This is a genomic window from Acetobacter cerevisiae, assembly GCF_001580535.1.
Lineage (GTDB): Bacteria > Pseudomonadota > Alphaproteobacteria > Acetobacterales > Acetobacteraceae > Acetobacter > Acetobacter cerevisiae.
In genome coordinates, this window is record NZ_LHZA01000155.1 from 83511 (window position 1) to 108471 (window position 24961).

The following is a 24961-nucleotide window of genomic DNA, read 5'->3' on the forward strand; positions in this document are numbered from 1 at the left end:
GCCTTTCTTTTCAGGACAAGAATGACCGATCCGATCCAGCTGACCCGTCTGCCCTCGGGCCTGATTGTTGTGACAGAACGTATGGAGCGCGTCGAAACCGTTTCCTTCGGAGCCTATGTCTCCACCGGCACACGGGATGAAACCGCAGAAGAAAACGGTGTTTCTCACTTCCTCGAGCACATGGCCTTTAAAGGCACGGAGCGCCGCTCTGCCCTGCAGATTGCCGAGGAAATTGAAAATGTGGGCGGCCATATCAATGCCTACACCGCGCGGGAACAGACCGCCTATTACGTCAAGCTGCTGAAGGAAAATCTGGATCTGGGCATTGATATCATTGGCGATATCCTGACCCATTCCACGTTTGACCCGACGGAAATTGAACGCGAACGCGGCGTGATCCTGCAGGAAATCGGGCAGGCGAATGATACGCCGGATGATGTGGTGTTCGACCATTTTCAGGCAACGGCTTACCCCAACCAGCCCATGGGCCGCCCCACGCTCGGCACGGAAGACCTTATCCGCACCATGAGCCGTGAGACGCTGATGCGTTACATGAGCGCACATTACACCACCGGCAACATGGTTGTGGCGGCGGCTGGCAACCTGCACCATGAGGACGTTGTGCGGCAGGTTGAGCGGCACTTTGCCGACCTCGGTACCAGCGCGCTCATCCCCGGCACGCCCTCCATTTATGGTGGCGGTGAATTCCGGCAGGAGAAGGATCTGGATCAGGCCCATGTGGTTCTGGGCTTCCCCTCCGTGGGGTATAATGACCCGGATTACTACGCTGCTCTGATGCTGTCCCTGCTGCTGGGCGGTGGCATGTCCTCCCGCCTGTTCCAGGAAATCCGGGAAAAACGCGGTCTGGTTTATTCCGTCTATTCTTTCAACGCGCCGTTCCTCGATGGCGGTGTGTTCGGCATTTATGCCGGCACGGGTGAGAAAGAATGCGCGGAACTGGTGCCCGTCACGCTGGAAGAACTGAAAAAGGTTCAGAAAAGCGTCGGGAAAGATGAACTGGCCCGCGCCTGTGCGCAGCTCAAGGCCTCCCTGCTGATGTCTCTGGAAAGCACTGGCAGCCGCTGCGAGCAGATTGCCCGCCAGCTCCAGCTGTTTGGTCGTCTGATCCCGGTGGCAGAAACAGTGGCACGCGTGGAAGCTGTGACGACGGATGATATCCGCCGCGTTGCAACCCGCATTTTCACCCAGAAGCCCACGCTGGCAGCACTGGGGCCTGTTAAACACGTCCTGTCTCTGGACACGATTACGGAGAACCTCGCGGCATGAGCGAACAAACCCTCGAAAAGATCTCTGATCTTGTCCGCCGCGCGCGCAATGCCGGAGCGGATGCCGCAGATGCGGTTTTTGTCTCCAGCACCGCACTGGGCGCGGGGGTTCGTAACGGCGTGACGGAAGAGCTGGAACGCTCGGAAACCACAGACCTTGGCCTGCGGGTGTTTGCAGGCCAGAAAACCGCCATTGTCTCCACCACCACGCTGGACCCGGTCCGGTTTGACGGGCTTATCGAGCAGGCGCTGGCTATGGCCCGCATGCTGCCGGATGACAAATATGCCGGCCTGGCATCGCAGGCGCTGACCGGCACTCTCACCCGGAATGCACTGGACCTGACGGACACCGCAGAACCAGACGCTAACGCCCTTCTGGCCCGCGCCCGTGAGGGTGAAGAAGCCGCTCTGGCCATTGAGGGTGTGACCAACAGCGCAGGCAGCAGTGCCTCTTTTGGCCGCACTGAGGTCATTCTCGTGACCTCGCAGGATTTTGCCGGCACCTATGCCCGCACGCGCCACTCCACCTCTGTCTGCGTTCTGGCAGGCAAAGGGGACCGTATGCAGCGCGATTATGACTATCACGGCACGGTCCATCTGGCCGATCTGGATGATGCAGCCACTCTGGGCCGCAGCGCAGGCCGCAATGCCGTGGCACGCCTGAACCCCACCCGTCCGCGCACCGGCAAATATCCGGTTGTCTTCCACCCCCGCGTGGCCAACAGCTTTCTTGGGCATCTAATAGGGGCCATCAGCGGCTCTTCCATTGCGCGCGGCACGTCTTTTTTGAAGGACAAGCTCGGCCAGCAGATTTTTGCCAAAGACATCACCATCACGGATAACCCGACGCGCCTGCGCGGCCTGCGGTCCCGCCCGTTTGATGGTGAGGCTGTGCAGGGCAAGCCGCTGACGCTGGTTGAAAACGGCGTTCTGCAAAGCTGGATTCTGGATACCCGCAGCGCCCGCCACCTTGGCCTGACCAGCAATGGCCGCGCAGCACGCGGGGCCTCCAGCCAGCCCGCGCCGGCGCCTAGCAATCTGGCCTTCCTGCCCGGCAGCGTCACCCCGGCCGCTCTGATGGCGGACATCAAGGAAGGCGTGTTCATCACAGAGATGATGGGCTCGTCCATCAATGGCCTGACGGGTGATTACAGCCGAGGTGCCTCGGGCTTTATGATCCGTGATGGTCAGATTGCAGAAGCCGCGGAAGAATTCACGCTGGCAGGCAACCTGCTGGAAATTTTCGCGTCGATGACATTAGCGGACGATTTGCAGTTCCGTTTTGGCAGTGACGCCCCCACATTAAGGGTAGATGCCCTGAGCCTTGCCGGGGCCTAACATCGTCCGGAGAGACCAGACACCGTGAAAAAGCGTTTTCTTACGCCTGTTTTAACCGCTTTTCTGACCATCAGCATGCTTGGTGGCCCGCTGGCGCAGCATGCCGATGCCCGCCCCGGTCAGGGCAGCTCCATGGGCAGCCGTGGCAGCCGGACATGGAGCGCGCCACCATCCACCAACACCACGCCTTACGGCGCGGCCCCTATGGACCGCTCTATTACGCCGCGTTCCCCGGCTCCGGGGTATAATGGCTACCCCGGCCAGAGTAATTACGGCGCACCGTTTAACCGGGGCATGGGCACGGCATCACGCCACCCGTTCCTGACAGGCTTTGCCGGGGGCATGCTCGGCGCCGGGTTGTTCGGGCTGCTGAGCGGGCACGGCTTTATGGGCGGTGTGCATGGTCTGTTCAGCTTTATCGGGCTGATGATCCAGATCGGGCTGATTGTCATGATCGTGATGTGGCTGGTCCGTCGCTTTAGCGGCAACAGCTCTTCCCGCCGAGGCAATTCCGGCTTCCCGCTGAATCAGGGTGCCTCCGGGCCTGCTCCGTCCACCACACCCGCAGGCTTCCCGGCTGGCGGCGGTTCTTCTCTGGCTATCACCAGTGCAGACTATCAGGCCTTCCAGCAGACCCTGCTGGATATCCAGACCGCGTGGAACCAGCAGAACATTCCGGCCCTCCAGCAGATGGCCACGCCGGAAATGGTCTCCTACTTCAACCAGCAGCTTGCCACTCTGGCGAGCCAGGGTGCGCGCAATATGGTGTCTGATGTGCACTTCATTCAGGGTGATCTGGCTGAATCCTGGCAGGAAGCGGGTATGGATTACGCCACAGTCGCCATGCGCTACAGCCTGATTGACCTGACAACTAATGCCACCGGGCAGGTGATTGAAGGGAGTTCGACAGAGCCTGTGACGGTTACAGAACTCTGGACCTTCACCCGGCCTTCCCGCGGGGGCCGCTGGTTGCTCTCCGCCATTCAGCAGGGGCGTGGCGCGTAACGCCTCGCCTTTTCCTCAGGCCTGCACGGCTCCCCCAAGAGCGTGCAGGCTTTTTTTTAAGCATTTTCTCGCGAGATTAAAGACATGCTGTTTCTGGAAATTGCCGTCGTGCTGCTGGCCATCTCAGCCTCAGCTTTTGGCGTATTCCTGCACTTCTGGAGCAAGCGCAAAATTGCGGATCTGGAAGCCGATATCCTCAAGCTTCAGGAAAAAGGCGTGAATGTTCAGATGGATAGTCTGCTGAAAACAGCTAAAACGCCCGAGCAGAAAGAAGCCTGAGCGGAGTAATCTGTTTTTTCGGAGAGCAAATACGCTCTGCCACTGCGGATATCACAGAGACTTAAGCAGTCAGCACAACAGAGCGCTGACTAACCGGGCAGGATAAGATCCCTGCCCAAAAGCCACCTTTTAAAAGTGCGTAAACGTCAGGCCATACATGACGCCGGCAATCAGCACCATGAAGCCCAGCATGGCACGCAGACGCTCTTTCTGCCGGCGCTGCTTTTCCGCGACTTCCTGCGGGTTCAGAACGTTTAGATTTTCCATCAGCCTATCCACCCCATCAGCATATGGTCGGCCAGCAGCCCGCAGAACAGCAGGAACAGATAGGCCAGAGAAAAGCGGAACGACAGACGCGCCGCTTTGTCACCCTTAAGACTAATCCCGCTCTCATCCTGCGGTTCACGCAGCACGCGCACCGCGCAGGCTATAAAGCCCAGCCCCAGCACCAGAGCCGTGCCCGTATAGAGCCAGCCGCACAGATGCAGGAAAGATGGCACCAGAGAAACCGCCAGCAACACCAGCGTATAAACAAAGATGTTCCACCGCGTATGCCGGGCACCTTTAACAACCGGCAGCATCGGAATGCCCGCCCGGCCGTAATCCTTGCAGGCATACAGAGAGAGCGACCAGAAGTGCGGCGGCGTCCAGAAGAACACGATGCCGAACATCACCACCGGCAGCACAGCCATATGGCCTGTTGCTGCGGCCCAGCCGATCATGGGCGGAAAAGCCCCGGCGGCTCCGCCAATCACGATATTCTGTGGCGTAGAGCGCTTGAGCCACATCGTGTAAATGACGGAATAGAAGAAAATCGAGAACGCCAGAATACCGGCGGCCAGTGCATTGGTGGCCATCCACATCAGGCAGACGGACAGGCAGGACAGGCCAACGCCATAGGCCAGCGCTTCCTGCGGCGGAATGCGGCCACCCGGAATAGGCCGGGTAATGGTGCGCTGCATCACGGCATCAATATCGCGGTCGTACCACATATTGATCGCCCCGGCGGCACCTGAAGCCAGACAGATGCACAGAATAGCCACAGCCGCCACAAACGGGTTCAAATGCCCCGGCGCCATAATCATCCCGGCAGCGCCCGTAAACACCACCAGTGAAATCACGCGTGGCTTGAGAAGCTGCACCCAGTCTTTAGCCGTCGTGCCAACCCGGTCTGCCTTGAAGCGAATGCGGCCGGCCGGAACGTCCGTTGCTACTGTATCGCTCATGACTGCACCGTTCCTTCAGAAGAGGACGCCAGCACTGGCTGCGCCGAAGCCGCGCTGCCTTCCGTCACTTTCCGGTTCTGCATGAAGCTTATGCCCATGGTCGCCACAAAGCACAGAAGAGACGCACCCAGCAGCCCCCCGCTCCAGATCTGCGCAGCGGCAGAGAGCGGCGAAAAAGACAGTCCGGTTGCAGCCGCCATCAAGACAAACTGTAAAACAGCCAGAGAACGGGGATACCAGTATCCGCCATTTTCTCCGCGCCACAGATAGAGGCCGCAGAAGGCCGCATACACAGCACCAAGCTGAAGGGCTGAATGCAGCCCTTCACCCTGCATCAGCTGCGCCACCCACCCCGTGGAAACAACAGCCAGAAAACCAAGCCCCCACAGCATGGGAACACGCAGGGAGAGACGGCTGCGCCATGTACCTGCCATCCACAGGCCCGCCAGCAGGACGGAGGCCAGAGTGGACGCAAAAAGCACAGCGTTTTCAGGAGAGGTCAGAGTGCCGGGCTGCTGCACACTGGCAGCCAGTCCATGCGCAAAAACGCCGCGCGTCCAGATAATGACAGAGGCGGCAGTCGTCGCTGTCATGATGGCAATCACGGGTTTTTCAGAAAAACGGCTGGCCCGCGCTCCGGCCTCAAACACAAGACCAAAACCAGCCAGCAGCGTGACAAGGGTTACGGGCTCGGCAAAACCATCCAGCAGCGGCAGAATATCGCCCTGAGCACCGGAGAGCAGCTGATGCGTCATCACGGCAGCCAGAACCGGCACTGTCAGAAGCAGCACGGCAGACGCCAGCATTTCACCCCAGACAAACGGAGAAAACGGCAGCTTTTGTTCTGTATCAGCGCGGCTATCAAAAATGGTCGCCAGCACGGTCATGACGGCACACAGCAGCCCCGCGCACCAGAGCAGAATAGCCGGGGCCTGCGCCCCATTCACCACAGCCAGAATGCCGGACACGCCCACCAGCCCAAGGCCAGCAACGTTCAACGCCGGTAAAACCATCCCCGCACGCCCAAGAGCCCGCGGCAGCCAAAGGTTACTGAAGCCGCACACCAGCGCGGGGATCACAACAAACAGAAGCATCAGGGGTGCATGGATATGTTCCAGAACAGGCCAGATGCCATGGTCGGGCATCAGACCCGCCTGACGCAGCACGGAAGCTCCGCCACCAAGCAGTCCCGCCACCGCAGCGACAAGCAGATATCCTGCTCCCACACCTGTGCCCGATGCAGCCTGCTTGTTCATGCTCTTCTTCCCGTTCCGGCTTTTTTGCCCGGCAAAGGCCATTTTCCGTAACCTGTACCTTAATTCAGACCCCATAACGCCAAGCGCTCTGCGGACTCTGTAAAAAAGGTATAATAACGGTTTTTATACAGACCGACGACCCGTTAAGTCCCGCGCCGCGGTCTGCTCTGCCTTGTTCAGAAAGAGAGACAGAAGCAGCGGGAGAAGGCGATTTTACGTCCGGTCGAGCGTCACAAGTGTAAACAGACCCAGCGGCGGTACAGGCTGAATGCGTGCACGGGCCAGATCTTCCGGCGGCAGCAGAGATTCCATGGCGAAATCAGGATGCCAGCCCAGAGAGCGGGACGCCCGCGCCATGCCACGTTCCACAGCACCGCGAACACCCGTCGGCGCCAGAAAGTGGTTTACGAAGAGAATATGGCCACCGGGGCGCACAACGCGCTTGAGTTCACGCAGCAATTTGCGCGGATGCGGCACCACAGAGGCCACGAACATGGCCACCGCGATATCAAAAGAGGCATCAGCAAAGCTGGTCTCTTCCGCATCCATTTCCAGCAGACCTTCAACGTTGGTCAGATGCTCTCTCTGCACGCGTTCACGCGCACGAGCCAGCATGTCACCAGACAGGTCAATACCAGTAATCTGTTTGTCCTGAGTGTAACAGGGCAACGCAAGCCCCGTCCCCACGCCGACTTCCAGCACTTTGGTGCCAGAGAGCGCGTTGACAGCTTCAACCGCACGCCGGCGGCCAACGCCTGAAATACCGCCAAAGACAGTATCATAGCAGGCGGCCCACCGACGGTAAGCAACTTTTACAGCCTCTGCATCCAGCGCCGAGCGTGAAGGAGGAGGCACCGGATCTTCACCCTGACCGGGCGGGCATTCGTGGAGAACGTCACTCATGTTCTCTCTCTGCCTGCTTGCTGTAATTTCTTCAAGAGCCACAACGCATCTTCCCTGTATTAAATAACGCCCGCCATAAAAGCGCCCTTGTCTTCGGCCCCATTGTGCCCTTACCTTCCGCTCCGAAAGAACGGGTTGAAAAGAAAAACTGCCATGCTGAATCTGGTTATTGCCATCCTTTCGCTAATCATCTGGTCGTCCGTTGTAATTTACTACTTCCGGACTCCTCTGATGCGCTGGTTTGACAATCGTTTTGGGAAAGACCCCGTCCTGCCTGACCTGGACAGTGATCCGGAGCAGCCCCCCGCAGAGAGCCACCCCACATCAGCCGCCCCTCCGGCCGACAAAGCGTCCTGAACGTCAGGACGCCTTCCCTGCCAGCTTTGCTTCAATACAATCCCAGATCAGCCCTGCGGCGTTAATCCCGTCAAAACGTTCCAGTTCCTGAAGTCCCGTCGGAGATGTCACGTTGATTTCCGTCAGGTAATCCCCGATCACATCAATCCCGACGAAAATCAGGCCATGTTCTTTCAGGAACGGCCCAATTGCGGCACAGATTTCCTCATCACGCGCCGTCAGCCCGACTTTGCGGGCCACACCGCCCACATGCATGTTCGAGCGATGATCCTCACCAGAAGGCACCCGATTAATCGCCCCCACCGGCTTGCCATCCACCAGAATAATGCGCTTGTCGCCGGACTTTACCGCAGGCTCATAACGCTGGATCATCAGCGGCTCGCGGGAGCGGGCAAAATGCATTTCCAGCAGCGCGTTCAGATTCTGGTCATCCTCACGGATACGAAAAATCCCGCTGCCACCATTCCCGAAGAGCGGCTTGACGATAATATCGCGCCACTTCCGACGGAACGCGCGAATTTCTTCCACATCCCATGTCACCAGCGTTGGCGGCATCAGACCAGGGAAGTGCGTTACCAGAAGTTTTTCCGGAGAATCCCGCACCCAGCGCGGATCATTCACCACCAGCGCCTTGCCCGGACCAATGCCATGCACATGGTCCAGCAGATGCGTTGCCGTAATATAGGCCATGTCGAACGGCGGGTCCTGACGCATCAGCACCACGTCCATCTCCCCCAGTGAGCGCCGGGCTACGGGGCCAAAGGTGGCATGCCGTCCCTGCTCGCGCTGCACCGTCACGGGCCGAACCGCAGCACTCACGCTCGTTCTGACGACGCCACCGGGTTCGGTCACGCCCTCACCCAGCGCCATGGAGCCAACTTCATACACAAACAGTGCATGCCCCCGGGCCTGCGCTTCCAGCATCATGGCGAATGTGGAATCACCATCAATATTGATGTGCTCCAGAGGATCCATCTGGACGGCCACATTCAGTGGAGATGACATACGCCCCCGCTTTCCTTTTTCATTACTCTTCGTGCACCGTAATCCTGTTCCGCCCCTCCGTCCAAACGCACTGAGCATTCATCAGGGTGGAACGCGTTCTTTACTGATCTTTTTTCAAGGCAGCATCACGGCATCCAGACTATGGCCTGCTGCATCACACCGCATCCGCACATGAAAAACCGAGTACGTATCAGCCACGGCCCCATGCCGCTGGCGGACCTGCTGTTCGGCCTCATCCAGCACGATAAAGTGAGCCGCATCCGGCTGATCATGCCGCCTGTGGCTGCGAATCAGATACCCTTCCGCACACGCAGTGCGTGGCAGATCAAACAGCATCCAGCGCGGCTCAACTGCCATGACCTTCCGGTCTTTTGGCCCATAAAAGGACAACTCAGCCGCCAGCCCATATTCATCCGCAATTAGCAAGGAAGAGGCCGGCGTGCGGGCGGCAATGGTCTGCGCAAAATTCTGCCAGCCCCCCATCATTCGCAACGTCATGTCAAAATGTGGGGAGAGTGTCACGGGTGAGAAGACAGCCTGCATCACAATCACCCCGACCAGCGCCATCCCCACCAGACTGGATGTCACCCATCCGCGCCAGACAGGCAAAACGGCTGCAACGGCAAGAGCCGGATACAGCACCACGGGCCAGTTGGCCTGCACCCGCGCACCAAACGCATGTTGCACAAATACAGCGGCGGGCAGCAGGATCATCAGCAGAAGAAGACGGGAAAAGCTGTCTTTCTGCCGCCACAGCAGCCAGACGCCACCAAGAAAAAACACAAACACACCCGGCGAGGCCAGACCGACCTGCCCACCCAGCAATTCACCAAAATAGGTGAACATTTTTGCCGGATGCCAGTCGCCCGTGCGGCCACCCTGCTTGAGAAAGCTCACCCAGCCATGCGTAGCATTCCACCAGATGACCGGCCCGGCACACAGCGCGGCAACAGCCCCGCCAGCCCACGGCCAGGGTGTTTTTAACCAGCTCCGCCCGGCGCGGGTCAGGAACAGCCAGACTACCACCCCGAAAACAGGCAGCACTGCGGTATATTTGCTTTCAAACCCAAGTCCGGCAGCCAGCCCCACCAGAAGCCAGCCCGATCCCTGCCCGGCCAGACAGACACGCCCGAGGCTCCAGACCAGGAACGCCATAAAAAACAGGAGGGGTGTATCGGGCGTCATAATCAGCGTGCCGACACCCAGCGCCACTGTTCCGTTCAGCAACAGGCCGGTCCGCACCATTCCCGCATCAGGCGTCAGCGACTTACCAGACTGCACTGCCGCTCCTCGCGCCCGCAGCCAGTCGCGTGCTGTAAGGGCAAGAAAAACCGTGCCCGCCAGAGCGGAAAGCGGCCCCATGGCCCGCACACCCAAAGCGGTATCGCCGAAAAGTGCCATCCCGGCCCGGATCCAGACGGCCACCAGAGGCGGATGATCCAGATACCCGGCAGCAGGGGCTAAGGCCCAGATGCGATAATAGGCTTCATCAGGCGTAAGAGGCACCCATGCCGCCATAAGCAGGCGGCACACCGTCAGCAGGCCGAGCGCTGCGCTCCACATCCATACTTCGGGGCGTGGCACGCGAAGGCTCACAGCCGCCAGACAATGGTGGCGGACATGGCGTAATTCCACACAACCGCAATCAAAGCTCCGGCCACGCTGGCCTCATTAAACTCCCGGTGCTGATGATAAACCATATCTGCGACGCCAACGTTGGCCAGTGCGCCAACGGAGCAGACCAGCATGAACAGCAGCAGCCCCCAGACACAGCGCACGCCGCGCAAACGTCTGTCACGGTAGGTGAAATTATTATCCAGCTGGAAATTGACGACCATGGCCACAAGCGTGCCAATCCCCTGCGCCATGGAAAAATTCACTCCCAGTGCCCTTACGCACTGCATGACCAGCAGATTGGTACCGACCCCGATCAGCCCAACAAGCGCAAATGCTACAAAACGCAGGGGCAGCCAGCCGCGACAGAGCTTGTCCAGCAGCAAGGCGACAAACTGCAGCATGACCACTGCATCCAGCTTGCTTTCCCCAGCCAGCCGCTCCCGAAACCCGCATGCAATTTCCTGCACCCGCAAGGGCTGAGGAGAAGACAGCAACAGATCGACGAGAATTTTAAAACCGGTGCCAGACAGATGCGGCGCAATCCGCGCAAACGTATCTTGCCGCAGAGCAAAAAACCCGCTCATCGGGTCACCCAGCCTGACGGGCAGGATCAGCTGCGCGAGTTTGATCCCGCCATCAGACAACGCATGGCGCCAGGCATTGGCCAGACCGGAATTATCGCCGCCTTCCACATGGCGGCTCCCCACAGCAACGTCACATGCGCCACTCTGCACGGCATCCACCAGTGCGCCGAGGCGGCTTTCATCGTGCTGCATGTCACCATCCATCACGGCGACAACCTGTGCGGAGGAGGACAAAGCGCCCTCGATCACCGCAGAGGACAACCCGCGACGACCGATGCGACACAGGCCGCGCACCCGGGAATCTCTTTGCGCAATGGCGTTTACTGCGGCAGTTGTGCCGTCAGGGGAGTTGTCATCCACAAAAATGACTTCCCACCGACACCCCTCCAGCGCGCGCTCCAGGGCTGCGACAAGCGGGCCGACATTTCCGACCTCATTATAGCATGGCACCACAACGCTGATCTCGGGGCCTGCCTGCACGCCAGCGGCAACCACTGCCGCTTCACTCACGCTCCACCGCCCTCGCTAACCGGAAAAATCGGCACGCCTGTACGGTCCAGACTTGTGCGGATCGTCTGCAGGGTCTGCACACGGATCACGTGTGGGCCCTCTGTCAGCCGGCGGGTCAGAGAATTTTCATGAGCAGCATCGCGGGCAATGAGGCGAACAAGAAAGTCCCCTCCTCCGCGAATCATGTGGCATTCCCGCACCTCGGGCCAGCGGGCCAGTTCTTCCTCAAATGCGGACAGAACAGCCTCTTTCTGACTATCCAGACCAATCAACGCAAAAAAGGTGATCGGCCAGCCCAGCGCCCCGGCATCCGGGTCCGCATGATAGCCGTGGATTACCCCAAGCTCTTCCAGCCGCCGCACACGCCGCAGGCAGGGTGGGGCAGAAATTCCAACGCGGCGGGCCAGCTCGACGTTGGTCATGCGCCCGTCTTCCTGAAGTTCCGCCACAATACGAAGGTCAACAGCGTCCAGTTCCGTCACCTTGCCTGATCCATTTCTCGCCGCAGCCTTTTTCAAAACAATCTGGGGTGTATATGCCACGCACACGCAGACGCCGCAAACCGGTTCCGCTCTTGCTCTCCATGCGCGCACCCGCCATATCGCAAGGCAAGAGAGTGCGTCTCAACGCATCATGGCTCCCAGCACGTAAAGGTCTGCCTTACTCATGAGTGAAACCATCACCACCGATCTGCTTGTTATTGGCGCGGGGCCTGCCGGCTATACCGCCGCCATTTATGCCGCACGCGCCAATCTGGCCCCCGTGCTGGTGGCGGGGCTTCAGCCCGGTGGTCAGCTGACCATCACAACGGATGTAGAAAACTATCCCGGCTTTGCCGAGGCCGTTCAGGGCCCCTGGCTGATGGAACAGATGGCCGCGCAGGCACAGAATGTCGGCACGCGGATTGAATATGACATCATCACCTCCGTGGATTTCAAATCCGGCCCCCCCTTCCGTCTGGTAGGTGATTCCGGCACGGTGTATGTCGCAAAGTCCGTCATCATCGCGACGGGGGCTCAGGCCAAATGGCTCGGCCTGCCCAGCGAGAAAACTTTGCAGGGTGCTGGTGTCTCCGCCTGCGCGACCTGTGATGGCTTCTTTTATCGCGGCAAGAACGTCGTTGTTGTGGGTGGCGGCAATACTGCGGTGGAAGAGGCTCTGTATCTGACGCATCACGCAGCCCACGTCACGCTGGTGCATCGACGGGACACGTTGCGGGCTGAAAAAATCCTGCAGGATCGTTTTTTCAAGAACCCGAAAACCTCCATCCTGTGGAACACAACGGTAGAAGACATTCTGGCCACCGGCACCCCGCCGACCGTCAGTGCTATTCGTGTGCGCAACACGCAGGACGACACAACACAGGATCTGCCAGCGGACGGGATTTTCATCGCCATTGGCCACGCGCCCACCACCGAAATTTTCAAGGGGCAGGTCACGCTGGATGCTGAGGGCTATATTGAGACAACCCCCGGCACCACCCGCACCTCCATCCCCGGTGTGTTTGCCGCAGGTGATGTGCAGGACAAGATTTACCGTCAAGCCGTAACCGCTGCCGGCACAGGCTGCATGGCCGCTCTGGATGCTGAACGCTATCTGGCAGAACTGGGGGCTGAATAACAGGTCATCCCTTGACCCATCCCGGCAATTACTGCACGTAATGAAACTCGAAGCATGATAATTATGCTCTGATAACTTCATTCAATTTGCAGGAGGCGTGCGTGGACTGGGACAAACTCCGGGTATTCCATGCTGTGGCGGAAGCCGGTTCCTTTACCCACGCGGGAGATGTGCTTAACCTAAGCCAGTCTGCTGTTTCACGGCAGATTTCCGCGCTGGAGGACGTCCTTCAGGTTCCTCTTTTTCATCGCCACGCCCGAGGACTGATCCTCACTGAACAGGGCGAGACGCTGCACAAGACGGTGCGCGAGGTCTTTTCAAAACTTGAAATGACTCAAACGCTTTTGACCGAAAGTAAGGAAAAAGCTGCAGGACGTCTGCGGGTTACGACAACCACAGGCTTTGGCAACTGCTGGCTTATGCCGCGGCTGCACAAGTTTATGGCTGCCAATCCAGACATTGATATCTGTCTTATTCTTGAAGACAGCGATCTTGATCTGGGGATGAGAGAAGCTGACGTTGCCGTGCGTATGCATGCGCCCCGCCAGCCTGACCTTATCCAGCGGCATCTGGCAGACTTCCATCTGCCGATTTTTGCCGCTCCGCTCTACATCGAAAAATACGGGATGCCGCGCAGCATTGAGGAAATCTCAGCGCATCAGCTCGTCTTATTCGGAGAGCATCATCCGCCGGTTGCCCATATCAACTGGCTTGCTGAAAGCACACGGCAGGGCACAACCAGACAGAACGCCCGTCTGGAAGTGAACAGCATGGCCGCCATGGCGTCTGCCATTACAGCCGGGCTGGGTATTGGGTCCATTCCGACCTATGCGGCCGCGCAGTTCCCTGATCTTATTCAGATTCTGCCTGACCTGACGACCCCGACAGTCGATGCCTATTTTGTCTATCCGGAAGAGCTGCGCAGCTCCAAACGCGTTGCTGTTTTCCGGGACTTCCTGATGAGCGAGCTCGGTATTCGCTAAAATCAGGCTTTTCAGACTCGGTTGTCTGCCGACGCTTCGAAACGAGTCGGACGGATGACATAAAAAAAGCTCCCCTTTCGGGAGCTTTTTTTATGCCTTTACTCAGTCTTTATTTATCAATTTCTATTATAACTGTCTTCCAATCTTATAATATCGTCTTCCCCCAGATAGGCCCCCGACTGAACCTCAATCAGGGTCAGCGGAATTTTTCCGGGATTTTCCAACCGGTGCACACAGCCCTGCGGCAGATAGACGCTCTCATTTTCGCGCACCAGCAACTCAGCATCGCCCTTCGTAACCAGCGCCACGCCCTCCACAACAACCCAGTGCTCCGCCCGATGGAAATGCTTCTGGAGAGACAGCTTACCGCCCGGATTGACCACAATCCGTTTCACCTGGAAACGCTCATTGCGGGTCAGCCCTTCATAGAACCCCCAGGGACGATAATTCCTCTGATGCGTAGAAGCCTCTGGCCGCCCGTCTTTCTTGAGGCGATCCACCACCTTCTTTACGTCCTGCGCGCGGTCTTTATGCGTCACCAGCACAGCGTCACCAGTCACCACAACAACCACATCATCCAGACCGGTCACAGCCGTCAGCGGCCCTTCCGAGCGCACGTAACATCCATGCGCATCTTCCGCTAAAACATCGCCCAGCAGCACATTGCCTTCCGCCGTCTTGGGGCTGATCTCCCACAACGCATCCCAGCTCCCGACATCCGACCACCCCAGATCCGCAGGGATCACGGCGGAAACCTGTGTGTGCTCAGCTACGGCATAATCGATGGAAATATCGGGGGCCTGCGCAAACGCCTCTTTATCGAGCCGGATAAAATCGAGATCTGTCTTCCGTTTTTCAAAAGCCTCCTGCACGCTTTGCAAAACCTGCGGTGCGTAACGATGCATTTCAGCCAGCAACACATCCGCCCGAAAGACAAACATGCCGGAATTCCAGAAGTAATTGCCGTCTTTTACAAAGTCTTCCGCAACAGCCTGCAGAGGCTTTTCCCGGAAAGAACGGATTGTAAAAGCCCCGTCTACACCCGGAAGCGGGTCGCCTTTTTCAATATAGCCATACCCGGTTTCCGGACAGGTGGGCGTCATTCCGAAGGTGACCACCCGCCCCTGTTCCGCAGCCTGCACAGCTTTTTCCATAGCCTGCGTTAGCGCGTCAGACTTCTTGATGTCCGCATCGGCCGCCATCATCCACAACACAGCATCCGGATGCGTCTGGGCCACGAGCAAAGCCGCTGCCGTAATAGCTGGCGCTGAATTCCGGCCGACCGGCTCAAGCATAATACTGGGATTTGCGACCGAGACTTCCCGCAGTTGCTCGGCAATCAAAAAGCGGTGCTCTTCATTACAAACAATAACAGGCGGCGCAAAACCTGCGGCATTCCCACGCAGTACTGTTTCCTGCAGCATGCTGCGCTCACTTACGAGCGACCAGAGCTGTTTAGGGAAACTGGCGCGCGACATGGGCCAGAGCCGACTCCCCGTGCCACCAGACAGCACAACCGGCACGATCATTTTGCTGCCAGCAGGGCGTGACGTCATTTTGAACAGTCCTTATTCCGGGATCTTACAAATATTAAAGAGTTATCGCAGCCAATCCGTGCCAATTAAGAGGACTGCCCGCACGCAGCAGGGTCGTTTTGGATAGTAGGCCAAACCGTAAAGTCAATTATGCCATTTGCAAATACCAGTGTCTCAAAAACAAACTCCACCTATTACCCAGCCCTGGTGCGCAGACCGAGCGAACAAAACAATTTATCCTTAAAATAGATTACCAAATATTTATTTTACTTGCATACATCTCCTCTTTCACTCTCTTCGGGAGATGTTTTTCATGACACATTCAATTTTATTCAATCACATTGCTATATTCTGTATTCACAAACAAGAATTGTAATAGTATGGGTGACTCATTCAGCCCAACAAATAAACGGAATTATCATGACAGAGAACCAGAGCTATCCCAACATTCTTGATCTGGCGGCAGAAATCGTTTCGGCACACGTTTCCAACAACCAGACCGATCCTGCTCTGATCCCCACCCTGATCCGTGATGTGTATCAGGCTCTGAAAACGGCTGACCAGCCGCAGAACGAACCGGAAAAGCTGCAGCCTGCCGTTCCGGTCAAGCGCTCTGTGTTCCCTGACTACATCGTCTGTCTGGAAGACGGTAAGAAACTGAAAATGCTCAAGCGCCACCTGCAGAGCGCCTATGGCATTACGCCGGAACAGTACCGTGAGCGTTGGGGCCTGCCGGCTGACTACCCCATGGTTGCGCCGAACTATGCAGAACGTCGCTCCACTCTGGCGCGTGAGATTGGTCTGGGCCGCAAAATCCATGCAACGCCGGAAGGTGAAGAAGCTGGCGCACGTGGCCGCCGCGGCAAAAAAACCACAGCCTGATCGTTCAGGGTCTGACAGTATTCCTCTGGTTCGTGCTGTCAGACTATTTATGTATTGACGGATCACTCCGGCTTAGTGAATTTTGAAGTGCGCACCGGCTTTATGGCTGGTAGCGCACTTTTTTATTTGGCGTCCCTTTTTGTCACGCAGATCCGCTGGCCCCCTGATTGTCCGGCAGATTGATATTCCAGAATTTGGAAGGTGGACCATGACCAAGTCTGAGCTTATTGCCGCACTCATGCAGAAACATCCGCATCTGCAGCTCAAGGACATCAATCTGATCGTCAATACTGTCTTCGACTCTATTTCCAGCAGTCTGGCAGACAATAACCGCGTCGAATTACGCGGCTTCGGGGCGTTTTCCATCAAGGAACGAGACCCGCGCATTGGCCGCAATCCGAAAACAGGCGAGCAGGTTCAGGTTTCTAAAAAATACATCCCGTTCTTTAAAACAGGAAAAGACCTGCACGCCCGCATCAATAAAGCGCGTAAAGCCTGACATCACCCTCAGGCGCGCCTTTGCGCCTGCACTGACCCAATTCGTCAGGCCAGACTATCCATAAACGCTTTCACCTGCCGAAGATCTTCGACAAACCGGGCATATTCCCGCTGCTTATCGGCCTCACTGGGCAAGCGGAGCAGATAGGAAGGGTGGACTGTCACCAGCCCCTGACTTCCCTCCCCTAACGGAAAAATGCGGGATCGCTCACGAGAAATCGTGACCGGGCGATGCAGCAGACTTTGCGCCGCCGTCACCCCCATCATGACAATCAAGGCCGGCTGAATCAGCCGTCGTTCTGCATCCAGCCACATCTGGCAGGCCTGCACAGAGTCCTGCTCCGGCTTTTGATGCAGGCGGCGACCATTCCGCCAGGTAAAGCGGAAATGCTTGACCGCATTCGTGACATAGACCGTGCTGCGGCTCAGCCCCGCCTCTTCCAGCGCCCGCTCCAGCACCTGACCAGCAGGCCCCACAAACGGACGCCCGGCCTGATCTTCCTGATCCCCCGGCTGCTCACCCACCAGCATGACGCGCGCGGTAGCGGCCCCTTCCCCAAACACCGTGCGCGCGGCCGGACGCCAGAGCGTGCACGACCGGCAATCCATTGCCTCTGCGGCCAGAGCGTCAAGCGATGTCGTCGTTTCCACTTCTGCACTATCGGGCACCAGAACTGTACGCGGCCAATCCTGCCACATCCCCTGCCCGGCCTGCTGCCAGCCGCCCTGCGGTTCCGCTGTCGCCTCAGCACCGCCCGCGCCAAACCACAGGGCTTTGCCATCCCACTTCATGCTGCGATAAGCCGTGCGGATTTCCCATGGTCGTGCATAACGCGCCATACAATAAGCCGCGTTGCCTTCCACCACATAAGCAGTTGGCGTGGCAGACCAGACGGTCTGGGCCGGGTCCGCAAAAACACGAGCGAACTCCAGCCGGAAGCGCTCCGTTTCGGCTTTAACGGCCTCCACAAGCGCCACCACACTGCGCACATCCGGGTCATCAAGCGCCGTTGTCAGATCCAGATGGTCCTGCACGACGCGAAAAACCAGACGATAAAGCGCATCAAATCGCTCGGGCGATGACGCCTGAAGCCCCAGAAGAATCCACTCCACCAGCCGTCGCGGCAGATGAAGCACGGCATTGGGATCGGTTTGCTCGGAGGAGGCAACCTGAAAAACCCGCTGTGCGTCTTCAGCCGACTGCGCCACCCGCCAGGACAACGCCTCAGGCGGCGTGCCTGCCAGAGCATAGTGCCGCGCAGCCTGTCGCCATGTTTTCAGATCAACCTGATGCGCCAGAACAATTTCTGTCACGGTTTTCCTCTCTTTCCGTCAGCGACACAGCACGATGCACAAAGCACGTCCGCAGAACGCAGATGCCAGCCTTAACGCCTCAGGCGCGACGCTTGCGCAAACGCCGCTGAAAGCGCGCCAGAATATCTGCCGCATTCATGATGCCAAACACATGCAGCAGTGCACCATACAGAACGGCCCCCAGACCAACCATGCTGCCAAGCCAGAGAATCCGGACGCCCAACCCGGACGGGAAGGCCAGAAGAGCCTGCGCCCCGAGCAACAGTCCCCCCATAAGGAGCGCGGCACAGGCCGTCTTGAACATTCTGAACTGCTCCGTCCCGGAAACCTGCAAAGCCTTACGCCGCATGAGCAGAATGGCCAGACAGGCCACATTGGCACAGGCCGCCAGACTACTGGCCAGCGGCGGCCCCATATGGGCCAGCGGCTTCATGAACAGCAGGTTCAGAAGAAAGTTCAGCACCAGAATGCCAATCCCGACATAAACCGGCGTGCGTGTGTCACCACGTGCAAAAAAGGCCGGGGAAAAGACTTTGACCAGCACAAAAGCCGGAAGCCCGATGGCGTAGGTCCGCAGAGCCTGAGCTGACAGAAGTGCGTCATGCTCGGTAAAGGAGCCATGGCCGAACAGGACAATCATGATCGGGCCAGCCAGCACCAGCAACCCCGCCACGGCGGGAAGCGTGAGGATGAGCACGTAACTCATGGCCCGGTTCTGGGCGGAATGCGCTGCATCATGCTCGCCCGCTGCCAGATGGCGGGTCAACACCGGCAGCAAGGTTGTCCCGGCCGCAGCGCCCAGCACACCGAGCGGTAGCTGATTGATGCGGTCCGCAAAATACATCAGCGAGACACTGCCGGAAGGCAGCAGCGTTCCGATGATGGTATCAACGGTAAGGTTGATCTGCCCGACACCACTCCCCACCAGCCCCGGCACCATGCGGCGCACCAGCAGACGGATGCGCGGCGTCAAAGCGGGCCAAAGCGGCATCAGTCCAAAGTGCGCCCGATGCGCGGCCCACAGCAGCAGGCCAAGCTGCGCCACGCCAGAGGCCGTCACACCCCATGCTGCCGCATACGCCACATTCGGCAAAAACGGCGAGGCGAACAGAATGGCGGCAATCCCCACCACATTGAATGCCAGATAAGCGGCGGCGGCCATGCCAAAGCGGTGCAAGCCGTTGAGAACGCCCGCGACCAGAGCCGCCGCGCAGATCAGCACCAGATAGGGAAAGGTAATGCGACTAAGGCTGACACCCAGCGCATAGCGTTCACCTGTCTGCAAAAAGCCGGGCGCAATCAGCCGCAGCACCTGCGGCATGAAGATTTCCCCCAGCACGCACAGGAACAGCAGCCAGAGCAGCATGACGCCCAGCGCCCGCCGCGCAAATGTCCGGGCTTCCTCTTCCCCTTCTTTTGTCAGGACAGAAGAAAACAGCGGGACAAAGGCTGCGTTAAATGCACCCTCGCCAAACAGCCGCCGAAACATGTTCGGCAACCGGAACGCCACCTGATAGGCATCCTGCAAAGCCCCAGCACCCATGAAGGCCGCCAGAAGCTGATCCCGCACCAGACCAAGGATACGGCTGAGCATGGTCCAGCCGCCAACAGTAAGAAAATTTTTGAGCATGATAGACTGCTTATACGAGCAGCCTTCCCTTTAGAGATAGGGGGATAAGCTTTCAAACCTCAAATAAAAGCCGCCCCTGTGCAGAGCCCCTATGCCTCTATATTTTGCTCGACCGAAAGCGCTTGAACGCGCAAACTTGTCAATAATGATATTTTTCACTGGGTAAGAGGAGAGACGCCCCATATGCCAGACACGACAAGCCAGCCCACAAGTTCCGGGCATCCACGCTGTATTCTGGTCAAACCGAGCCAGCGCTCCAGAAAAGGGCAGGAAACAGCGCGTAACGTTCTGGCATTTTTTATCTTCGCCGTTGCTCTTTACACAATCCATGGATTTTTGCCGGCGCTGGTATGGGGCGGCGTGTTCGCCATTGCCACATGGCCGCTCTATACGCGCGCTCAGGCCGCGTGGCCTAAAGCTGCACAGGGTACGGTTTTGCCGTTTCTCTTTACCGCAGCCATGGCACTGATTTTTGTTATTCCCTTAATGCTCATCACGCTGGAAGCTGTAGGCGAGGCCCAAAGCGCGTTAAGCTGGCTGGAACACGCCCGACAAAACGGTGTGCCTGTGCCAGACGCCCTTAGCCGCCTGCCCATTGGCAGCCAGACGCTCACGCACTGGTGGCAGGCCCACCTGTCCAACCCGGAAGATGTTTCCAACCTGACAGGCGCGCTGGACAGCAAGGGCATGGCGATAACCAAGGCGCTTGGATCTCAGATTGCGCACCGTGGCACGCTGTTCTGCTTCTCAATCATCACCCTGTTTTTTCTTTATAAGGATGGCACGTCCGTCATCCGCCAGTGCCGCATTGCCTCCCGGCGCGCCTTTGGCAAACGCGGGGAAACCATTGCCCGCCAGATTGTCGCCTCTGTCCACGGCACCGTGCTGGGTCTGGTGCTGGTTGGTATTGGCGAAGGCCTGCTGATGGGTATTGTCTATACCATTGCCGGCGCGCCGCACCCTGCCCTGTTTGGTGTCATCACGGCTGTCGCCGCCATGATCCCTTTCTGCGCCATGATAGCTGTGGGCCTTGTGTCTTTACTGATCCTCGTCAAGGGCGCGTCCCTTGCCGGTATCGTGACCTTCTGCATTGGTGCTGTGGTGATTTTTGTGGCTGACCACTTTATCCGCCCCGTTCTTATTGGCGGCAGCACGCAGCTCCCCTTCCTGTGGGTTCTGCTGGGTATTCTGGGTGGTGCGGAAACATGGGGCCTGCTGGGCCTGTTTGTCGGCCCTGCGGCCATGGCGGCCCTTAACCTGCTGTGGCGCCGCTGGACTGCGGGCAACAACGCCATAAAGGCCTGAACAGCAAAAAGGGTGTTCAAGTTCTGAACACCCACTAAACTGCTCTGAAATTTTTCAGAAAACCAAGTGGACAAATATCGGGCAGGCGGGATTCGAACCCACGACCCCCAGTCCCCCAGACTGATGCGCTACCAGACTGCGCTACTGCCCGTCCATTTGGTGAAAGGGTCTTTAGCAGGCCCCTTCACAACACACAAGCCACCTTGCTGTTTTTTTCACGCCGTCAGGCGATTACGGAATGCTTCCAGCTCAACCAGAATGTCAGCCAGATCATTTTTCAGCTGCACATTCTGCTTTTCCAGCCGACGCATCAACTCGCCAGAAACAGCGTTCGCCTCCGGTGCAGCAGGTGCAGGTGCAGGTGCAGGTGCAGGTGCAGCCTCAACAGTATTTTCAGGCTCGAAAGCAACCTCATGAGGCTGCTCTTCCGCGTGTTGCGGCTCCTGAACTTCTGAAGGCTGCGTAAGAACCGAATTTTCAGTCGTCTCTTCATGCTCTTCAGGATTCGCAAGAGAAACGGGTTCAGCTACAGGCGACTGGTCCGTATCCGTAACCGCAGACTCAGCATCCCCCTGCGCCTCATCAGGCAAAGACACAGCCGGCTCCGGCGCAATCTCTTCAGGGATAGACGCCGTCACTGCGGAGCTTTGCTGAGCCGCTTCGGCTTCCCCTTCACGCAAAAGACGCTGCACACCTTTTACGGTGTAGCCTTTGGCATATAGAAGATCGGAAATATGGCGGAGCAGTTCGACATCAGCCGGACGATAATACCGGCGACCACCGCCTCTTTTCAGCGGGCGAACCTGCTCGAAGCGCGTTTCCCAGAATCGCAGCACATGCTGAGGCACATGCAACTCGTCAGCCACTTCACTAATGGTGCGAAACGCAAGCGGCCCTTTTTCTGTGCGGGCCAGCGCACCGTTCTCCTCGTCCGGCAGGCCGGAGAGATCTGTTATGGAAGAAGGATGGTCGGTGTCACTCATCGTCATACGCCTCGCCACCTTCAAGCGGCTCGTGATTAATGGCTGCACGCAGCAGCTGACTGGGGCGGAAAACCAGAACGGAACGCGGGAGAATCGGAACTTCCTCACCCGTTTTCGGGTTGCGTCCGCAGCGCTGGCCTTTTTGCCTTACGGAAAAAGTCCCAAAACCACTGATCTTGACGCTTTCACCACGCTCAAGCGCAAGCATGACTGTTTCCAGAATATCTTCCAGAAGCACAGCCGATTCTTTACGGGACAGCCCAACCTGCTGATAAATCCGCTCGACCAGAGAGGCACGCGTGACAGTTTCCATACTGATGAAAGTAACACGTTGGGCGACCTCGTCAATTCTCTCGTGAGGTCACCCAACATCATGTCATCAGAATTTTGAAAACGCCGTTAAAAACGGGCGAGCGCAGAGCCCCAGGTGAGGCCACCGCCCAGTGCTTCCATCAGCACCAGATCACCTTTCTGGATACGGCCATCCCGCACGGCTTCATCAAGCGCCAGCGGAATCGAAGCCGCAGAGGTATTGGCGTGTCGATCAACCGTTATCACCACCTGCTCGGCAGGCAGGTTCAGCTTTTTGGCCACACCTTCAATAATGCGGATATTCGCCTGATGCGGCACCAGCCAGGCAACGTCTGAATATTCCAGACCTTCAGCCTTCAGGGCTTCATCCACGGAAGAGGACAGCTTGGCGACGGCATGCCGGAACACATCACGCCCGCTCATTTTCAGGAAACCGCTTTTGTCCCGGCGGCCGACGGCTCCATCGACATACAGCAGATCACCCGCTGTGCCGTCGGAATGCAGGTGGGTAGACAGCAACCCCTGCTCACCCGGCGCATCTGAGCCGGAGAGCACAACCGCCCCTGCGCCATCACCAAACAGCACACAGGTGCCACGGTCAGACCAGTCAACAATGCGGGAATAGACTTCACTGCCAATGACCAGAATATTCCGCGCCTGCCCGGCCCGAATAAACGCATCAGCTGTGGAGAGGCCATAGATAAACCCGGAGCACGCGGCCGCCAGATCGAATCCAAAACCCTGCCTCATCCCCAGTTCGGCCTGAATGCGCACGGCTGTTGCCGGGAAAGCCTGATCGGGGGTGGATGTCGCAACAATCACGGCATCAATGTCATCAGCACTCAGGCCCGCATAATCCAGCGCCTTGCGCGCTGCGGCGGCTCCCATGCTGGTCGCCGTATCGTTCTCACCTGCAATATGGCGCTGGGTGATGCCGGTACGGGTTTTTATCCATTCATCGGAGGTTTCAAGCCGGGCTGCCAGTTCATCGTTAGACACGACCCGATCCGGCAGGAACCCGCCAAACCCTACCAGAAGCGAACGTCTCGCCATTACCGTTCTTTCATTATCAAACACCGGCATTCAGGACTGCCTGACGGCCAGTGCCCCGAACCTTGTCTGATCAGGAAGCCGTCGCCTCAGGCTCACGCTCCAGCGAGGCCTGCTGACGGGAAAGAAGCGCCCCCATATGGGTCAGACGCTCACGAATACCATCATTAAATCCATGCGTGACCATATCCATGGCCACATCCACAGCCGCAGCAAATCCTTCGGCGTCGGTCCCGCCGTGGGACTTCACCACCACGCCATTCAGGCCGACAAAAACCGCACCGTTACGACGGCGCGGATCAAGCCATTCCTTCATGCGCTCAAGGCCGGGCCGAACGAGCAGATAGCCAATTTTGGAAATAATGCCGCGATTGAAGACCTGCCGCAGCAGAGAGGTGGCCATTTTCAGCACACCTTCACCCGTCTTGAGGGCCACGTTCCCTGTGAAGCCGTCCGTCACCACTACGTCGGTTGTGCCCGCCGTAATGTCATGACCTTCGATAAACCCGTGGAACTGGTCCGCAAGCGGACTTTCACGCAGGGCTTCATACGCGATCCGCAGCTTCTCATCACCCTTCAGTTCTTCCGAGCCGATGTTGAGAAGCCCGATACGCGGTGCAGGAAGCCCCAGCACTGCCTTGGCGAAGGCCTCGCCCATCACGGCAAATTCAACCAGATTGCGCCAGTCACACGCCACGTTGGCCCCAAGGTCCAGCATGACCACATCGCCCTTGATGGTGGGGCTGATGGCTGCCATGGCGGGCCGGGAAATACCGGGCATGGTTTTAACGACAATTTTGGCCAGAGCCAGCATGGCACCGCTATTGCCAGCGGACACAACACCCCTGGCGCGGCCACTTGCAACGGCATCCATCCCCAGACGCATAGAAGACCGACGCACGCGCAGGGCGGCTGTAGGCTTCATGTCCATGGGGACTGAGGCATCTGTATGCCAGATGGTGCAGATTGCTTCCGCCTTAGGATGCTGCGCCAGAAGAGGGCGCAGACGGGCTTCGTCACCCGTCAGAAGCACACGCATCCCGGGATGGCGATCAGCTGCAATGGCAAGCCCGGCCACGACCACATCGGGAGCTCCGTCTCCCCCCATCCCATCAACCGCAAGGCTGAAAACCTCACTCTGTTCAGCGGGGGAATTCTCGGAAATCTCTCTATCGCTCATGCCTGCTTCTCTGCCATGCCGCAGATGCCTTACTCCCGTACAACCACATTACCTCATGGCAATGTGAGCCGCCTGCCCTCAGGCGCGAACAGCGACTTTCAGTGCCTTACCAGCGGCAATCACTTCACGACCATCGTAGTGGCCGCAGTGGCTGCAGATGTTGTGCGGGCGCTTCAGCTCACCACAGTTGGAGCATTCAGCATGAGCCTCCACACGCAGAGCCTGATGGCTGCGACGCATGCCACGACGTGAAGGCGAAGTTTTTCTTTTGGGTACAGCCATGGGACCGAGCCCCTCCAAACA

Annotated in this window: 26 protein-coding genes and 1 tRNA gene; 10 read left to right on the forward strand and 17 right to left on the reverse strand. The window is 58.1% G+C overall.

The window, feature by feature from the left end:
* Positions 1-21 precede the first annotated feature (21 nt).
* The 4 genes from AD928_RS11940 to AD928_RS11955 all read left to right on the forward strand — a co-directional run bounded on the left by AD928_RS11940 (position 22) and on the right by AD928_RS11955 (position 3908).
* On the forward strand, positions 22-1287 hold the full coding sequence (locus AD928_RS11940; protein WP_062250798.1) for a M16 family metallopeptidase: 1266 nt from the start codon (positions 22-24) through the stop codon (positions 1285-1287).
* Positions 1284-2624 carry a TldD/PmbA family protein gene (locus AD928_RS11945; RefSeq protein WP_062250800.1) on the forward strand — a complete coding sequence of 447 codons (1341 nt, stop codon included), beginning with the start codon at positions 1284-1286 and terminating at the stop codon, positions 2622-2624. The genes AD928_RS11940 and AD928_RS11945 overlap by 4 nt, the downstream gene beginning before the upstream one ends.
* A 24-nt stretch (positions 2625-2648) precedes the next feature.
* Complete coding sequence (locus AD928_RS11950; RefSeq protein WP_062250802.1) at positions 2649-3629, forward strand: Tim44 domain-containing protein; 981 nt, start codon at positions 2649-2651, stop codon at positions 3627-3629.
* Positions 3630-3713: 84 nt separating this feature from the next.
* Positions 3714-3908 (forward strand): hypothetical protein, encoded by a 195-nt coding sequence (locus AD928_RS11955; RefSeq protein WP_043550617.1) that lies wholly within the window; start codon positions 3714-3716, stop codon positions 3906-3908.
* A 129-nt stretch (positions 3909-4037) separates the two neighbouring features.
* Here AD928_RS11955 and AD928_RS15005 read toward each other — a convergent pair whose 3' ends face one another.
* The 4 genes from AD928_RS15005 to AD928_RS11970 form a co-directional block, all read right to left on the reverse strand.
* Complete coding sequence (locus AD928_RS15005; RefSeq protein ID WP_167347368.1) at positions 4038-4175, reverse strand: hypothetical protein; 138 nt, start codon at positions 4173-4175, stop codon at positions 4038-4040.
* On the reverse strand, positions 4175-5134 hold the full coding sequence (locus AD928_RS11960; protein WP_043550616.1) for a heme o synthase: 960 nt from the start codon (positions 5132-5134) through the stop codon (positions 4175-4177). Before AD928_RS11960 ends, AD928_RS15005 begins: the two co-directional genes overlap by 1 nt.
* Positions 5131-6390, reverse strand: a complete 1260-nt coding sequence (locus AD928_RS11965) for a cbb3-type cytochrome c oxidase subunit I (RefSeq protein WP_233420063.1) — start codon at positions 6388-6390, stop codon at positions 5131-5133. Before AD928_RS11965 ends, AD928_RS11960 begins: the two co-directional genes overlap by 4 nt.
* Before the next feature lie 213 nt (positions 6391-6603).
* Positions 6604-7293 (reverse strand): class I SAM-dependent methyltransferase, encoded by a 690-nt coding sequence (locus AD928_RS11970; protein ID WP_052403784.1) that lies wholly within the window; start codon positions 7291-7293, stop codon positions 6604-6606.
* A 153-nt stretch (positions 7294-7446) separates the two neighbouring features.
* Here AD928_RS11970 and AD928_RS11975 point away from each other — a divergent pair, with 153 nt between their 5' ends.
* The gene (locus AD928_RS11975) at positions 7447-7650 is read left to right on the forward strand and encodes a hypothetical protein (RefSeq protein ID WP_043550615.1); all 204 of its coding nucleotides are present in this window, start codon (positions 7447-7449) and stop codon (positions 7648-7650) included.
* Between the two features lie 3 nt (positions 7651-7653).
* Here AD928_RS11975 and gshB read toward each other — a convergent pair whose 3' ends face one another.
* The 4 genes from gshB to AD928_RS11995 form a co-directional block, all read right to left on the reverse strand.
* On the reverse strand, positions 7654-8655 hold the full coding sequence (gene gshB / locus AD928_RS11980) for a glutathione synthase (RefSeq protein ID WP_043550614.1): 1002 nt from the start codon (positions 8653-8655) through the stop codon (positions 7654-7656).
* A gap of 114 nt (positions 8656-8769) precedes the next feature.
* Positions 8770-10239 carry a glycosyltransferase family 39 protein gene (locus tag AD928_RS11985; RefSeq protein ID WP_233420064.1) on the reverse strand — a complete coding sequence of 490 codons (1470 nt, stop codon included), beginning with the start codon at positions 10237-10239 and terminating at the stop codon, positions 8770-8772.
* Positions 10240-10247: 8 nt separating this feature from the next.
* Positions 10248-11366: a glycosyltransferase gene (locus tag AD928_RS11990; protein ID WP_062250809.1), complete on the reverse strand. Its 1119-nt coding sequence runs from the start codon at positions 11364-11366 to the stop codon at positions 10248-10250.
* A complete protein-coding gene (locus tag AD928_RS11995; protein WP_197056221.1) occupies positions 11363-11848 on the reverse strand; it encodes an Lrp/AsnC family transcriptional regulator in 486 nt (161 codons plus the stop codon). The genes AD928_RS11990 and AD928_RS11995 overlap by 4 nt, the downstream gene beginning before the upstream one ends.
* A gap of 184 nt (positions 11849-12032) precedes the next feature.
* On the opposite strand from AD928_RS11995, the gene trxB reads away from it, so the two are divergent.
* Positions 12033-12986, forward strand: a complete 954-nt coding sequence (gene trxB, locus AD928_RS12000) for a thioredoxin-disulfide reductase (RefSeq protein ID WP_062250811.1) — start codon at positions 12033-12035, stop codon at positions 12984-12986.
* A 101-nt stretch (positions 12987-13087) separates the two neighbouring features.
* Positions 13088-13969 (forward strand): LysR family transcriptional regulator, encoded by an 882-nt coding sequence (locus AD928_RS12005; RefSeq protein ID WP_062250814.1) that lies wholly within the window; start codon positions 13088-13090, stop codon positions 13967-13969.
* Positions 13970-14085: 116 nt separating this feature from the next.
* Here the strand turns inward: AD928_RS12005 and AD928_RS12010 are convergent, their stop codons facing one another.
* Entirely contained in the window at positions 14086-15525 is a 1440-nt protein-coding gene (locus AD928_RS12010) for a mannose-1-phosphate guanylyltransferase/mannose-6-phosphate isomerase (RefSeq protein WP_062250816.1), read from the reverse strand.
* 399 nt (positions 15526-15924) lie between these two features.
* Between AD928_RS12010 and AD928_RS12015 the strand changes: the two genes are divergently transcribed.
* Both AD928_RS12015 and AD928_RS12020 read left to right on the forward strand, forming a co-directional pair.
* The gene (locus AD928_RS12015) at positions 15925-16386 is read left to right on the forward strand and encodes a Ros/MucR family transcriptional regulator (RefSeq protein ID WP_043550605.1); all 462 of its coding nucleotides are present in this window, start codon (positions 15925-15927) and stop codon (positions 16384-16386) included.
* A 208-nt stretch (positions 16387-16594) separates the two neighbouring features.
* Positions 16595-16885 (forward strand): integration host factor subunit beta, encoded by a 291-nt coding sequence (locus AD928_RS12020; protein WP_043550604.1) that lies wholly within the window; start codon positions 16595-16597, stop codon positions 16883-16885.
* Between the two features lie 44 nt (positions 16886-16929).
* On the opposite strand, the gene AD928_RS12025 is transcribed toward AD928_RS12020, so the two are convergent.
* Positions 16930-18198 carry a UdgX family uracil-DNA binding protein gene (locus AD928_RS12025; protein WP_062250818.1) on the reverse strand — a complete coding sequence of 423 codons (1269 nt, stop codon included), beginning with the start codon at positions 18196-18198 and terminating at the stop codon, positions 16930-16932.
* Between the two features lie 79 nt (positions 18199-18277).
* Positions 18278-19828 (reverse strand): murein biosynthesis integral membrane protein MurJ, encoded by a 1551-nt coding sequence (gene murJ, locus AD928_RS12030; protein WP_062250820.1) that lies wholly within the window; start codon positions 19826-19828, stop codon positions 18278-18280.
* Positions 19829-20011: 183 nt separating this feature from the next.
* Here murJ and AD928_RS12035 point away from each other — a divergent pair, with 183 nt between their 5' ends.
* The gene (locus AD928_RS12035) at positions 20012-21133 is read left to right on the forward strand and encodes an AI-2E family transporter (protein ID WP_062250822.1); all 1122 of its coding nucleotides are present in this window, start codon (positions 20012-20014) and stop codon (positions 21131-21133) included.
* Between the two features lie 77 nt (positions 21134-21210).
* Here AD928_RS12035 and AD928_RS12040 read toward each other — a convergent pair.
* From AD928_RS12040 to rpmF, 6 genes are all read right to left on the reverse strand, one after another.
* Positions 21211-21284 (reverse strand) — tRNA-Pro (locus AD928_RS12040).
* A 64-nt stretch (positions 21285-21348) separates the two neighbouring features.
* A complete protein-coding gene (locus AD928_RS15245; RefSeq protein ID WP_233420065.1) occupies positions 21349-22122 on the reverse strand; it encodes a MerR family transcriptional regulator in 774 nt (257 codons plus the stop codon).
* A complete protein-coding gene (locus AD928_RS12050; RefSeq protein ID WP_264821166.1) occupies positions 22109-22435 on the reverse strand; it encodes an integration host factor subunit alpha in 327 nt (108 codons plus the stop codon). The genes AD928_RS15245 and AD928_RS12050 overlap by 14 nt, the downstream gene beginning before the upstream one ends.
* 80 nt (positions 22436-22515) lie before the next feature.
* Positions 22516-23481, reverse strand: a complete 966-nt coding sequence (locus tag AD928_RS12055) for a beta-ketoacyl-ACP synthase III (protein ID WP_209436697.1) — start codon at positions 23479-23481, stop codon at positions 22516-22518.
* Positions 23482-23551: 70 nt separating this feature from the next.
* Positions 23552-24658 (reverse strand): phosphate acyltransferase PlsX, encoded by a 1107-nt coding sequence (gene plsX, locus AD928_RS12060; RefSeq protein ID WP_043550596.1) that lies wholly within the window; start codon positions 24656-24658, stop codon positions 23552-23554.
* A 78-nt stretch (positions 24659-24736) separates the two neighbouring features.
* Positions 24737-24940, reverse strand: coding sequence for a 50S ribosomal protein L32 (gene rpmF / locus AD928_RS12065; protein ID WP_025825885.1), 204 nt, complete (start codon positions 24938-24940; stop codon positions 24737-24739).
* Between the last annotated feature and the right edge of the window lie 21 nt (positions 24941-24961).

Excerpts from the sequence above, each read along its gene's own strand:
- AD928_RS11940 (WP_062250798.1), top strand. The coding sequence starts at position 22 with ATGACCGATCCGATCCAGCTGACCCGTCTGCCCTCGGGCCTGATTGTT.
- AD928_RS11945 (WP_062250800.1), top strand. The coding sequence starts at position 1,284 with ATGAGCGAACAAACCCTCGAAAAGATCTCTGATCTTGTCCGCCGCGCG.
- AD928_RS11955 (WP_043550617.1), top strand. The coding sequence starts at position 3,714 with ATGCTGTTTCTGGAAATTGCCGTCGTGCTGCTGGCCATCTCAGCCTCA.
- AD928_RS15005 (WP_167347368.1), bottom strand. The coding sequence starts at position 4,175 with ATGGAAAATCTAAACGTTCTGAACCCGCAGGAAGTCGCGGAAAAGCAG.
- AD928_RS11960 (WP_043550616.1), bottom strand. The coding sequence starts at position 5,134 with ATGAGCGATACAGTAGCAACGGACGTTCCGGCCGGCCGCATTCGCTTC.
- AD928_RS11965 (WP_233420063.1), bottom strand. The coding sequence starts at position 6,390 with ATGAACAAGCAGGCTGCATCGGGCACAGGTGTGGGAGCAGGATATCTG.
- AD928_RS11970 (WP_052403784.1), bottom strand. The coding sequence starts at position 7,293 with ATGAGTGACGTTCTCCACGAATGCCCGCCCGGTCAGGGTGAAGATCCG.
- AD928_RS11975 (WP_043550615.1), top strand. The coding sequence starts at position 7,447 with ATGCTGAATCTGGTTATTGCCATCCTTTCGCTAATCATCTGGTCGTCC.
- gshB (WP_043550614.1), bottom strand. The coding sequence starts at position 8,655 with ATGTCATCTCCACTGAATGTGGCCGTCCAGATGGATCCTCTGGAGCAC.
- trxB (WP_062250811.1), top strand. The coding sequence starts at position 12,033 with ATGAGTGAAACCATCACCACCGATCTGCTTGTTATTGGCGCGGGGCCT.
- AD928_RS12010 (WP_062250816.1), bottom strand. The coding sequence starts at position 15,525 with ATGACGTCACGCCCTGCTGGCAGCAAAATGATCGTGCCGGTTGTGCTG.
- AD928_RS12015 (WP_043550605.1), top strand. The coding sequence starts at position 15,925 with ATGACAGAGAACCAGAGCTATCCCAACATTCTTGATCTGGCGGCAGAA.
- AD928_RS12020 (WP_043550604.1), top strand. The coding sequence starts at position 16,595 with ATGACCAAGTCTGAGCTTATTGCCGCACTCATGCAGAAACATCCGCAT.
- murJ (WP_062250820.1), bottom strand. The coding sequence starts at position 19,828 with ATGCTCAAAAATTTTCTTACTGTTGGCGGCTGGACCATGCTCAGCCGT.
- AD928_RS12035 (WP_062250822.1), top strand. The coding sequence starts at position 20,012 with ATGCCAGACACGACAAGCCAGCCCACAAGTTCCGGGCATCCACGCTGT.
- AD928_RS15245 (WP_233420065.1), bottom strand. The coding sequence starts at position 22,122 with ATGACGATGAGTGACACCGACCATCCTTCTTCCATAACAGATCTCTCC.
- AD928_RS12055 (WP_209436697.1), bottom strand. The coding sequence starts at position 23,481 with ATGGCGAGACGTTCGCTTCTGGTAGGGTTTGGCGGGTTCCTGCCGGAT.
- plsX (WP_043550596.1), bottom strand. The coding sequence starts at position 24,658 with ATGAGCGATAGAGAGATTTCCGAGAATTCCCCCGCTGAACAGAGTGAG.
- rpmF (WP_025825885.1), bottom strand. The coding sequence starts at position 24,940 with ATGGCTGTACCCAAAAGAAAAACTTCGCCTTCACGTCGTGGCATGCGT.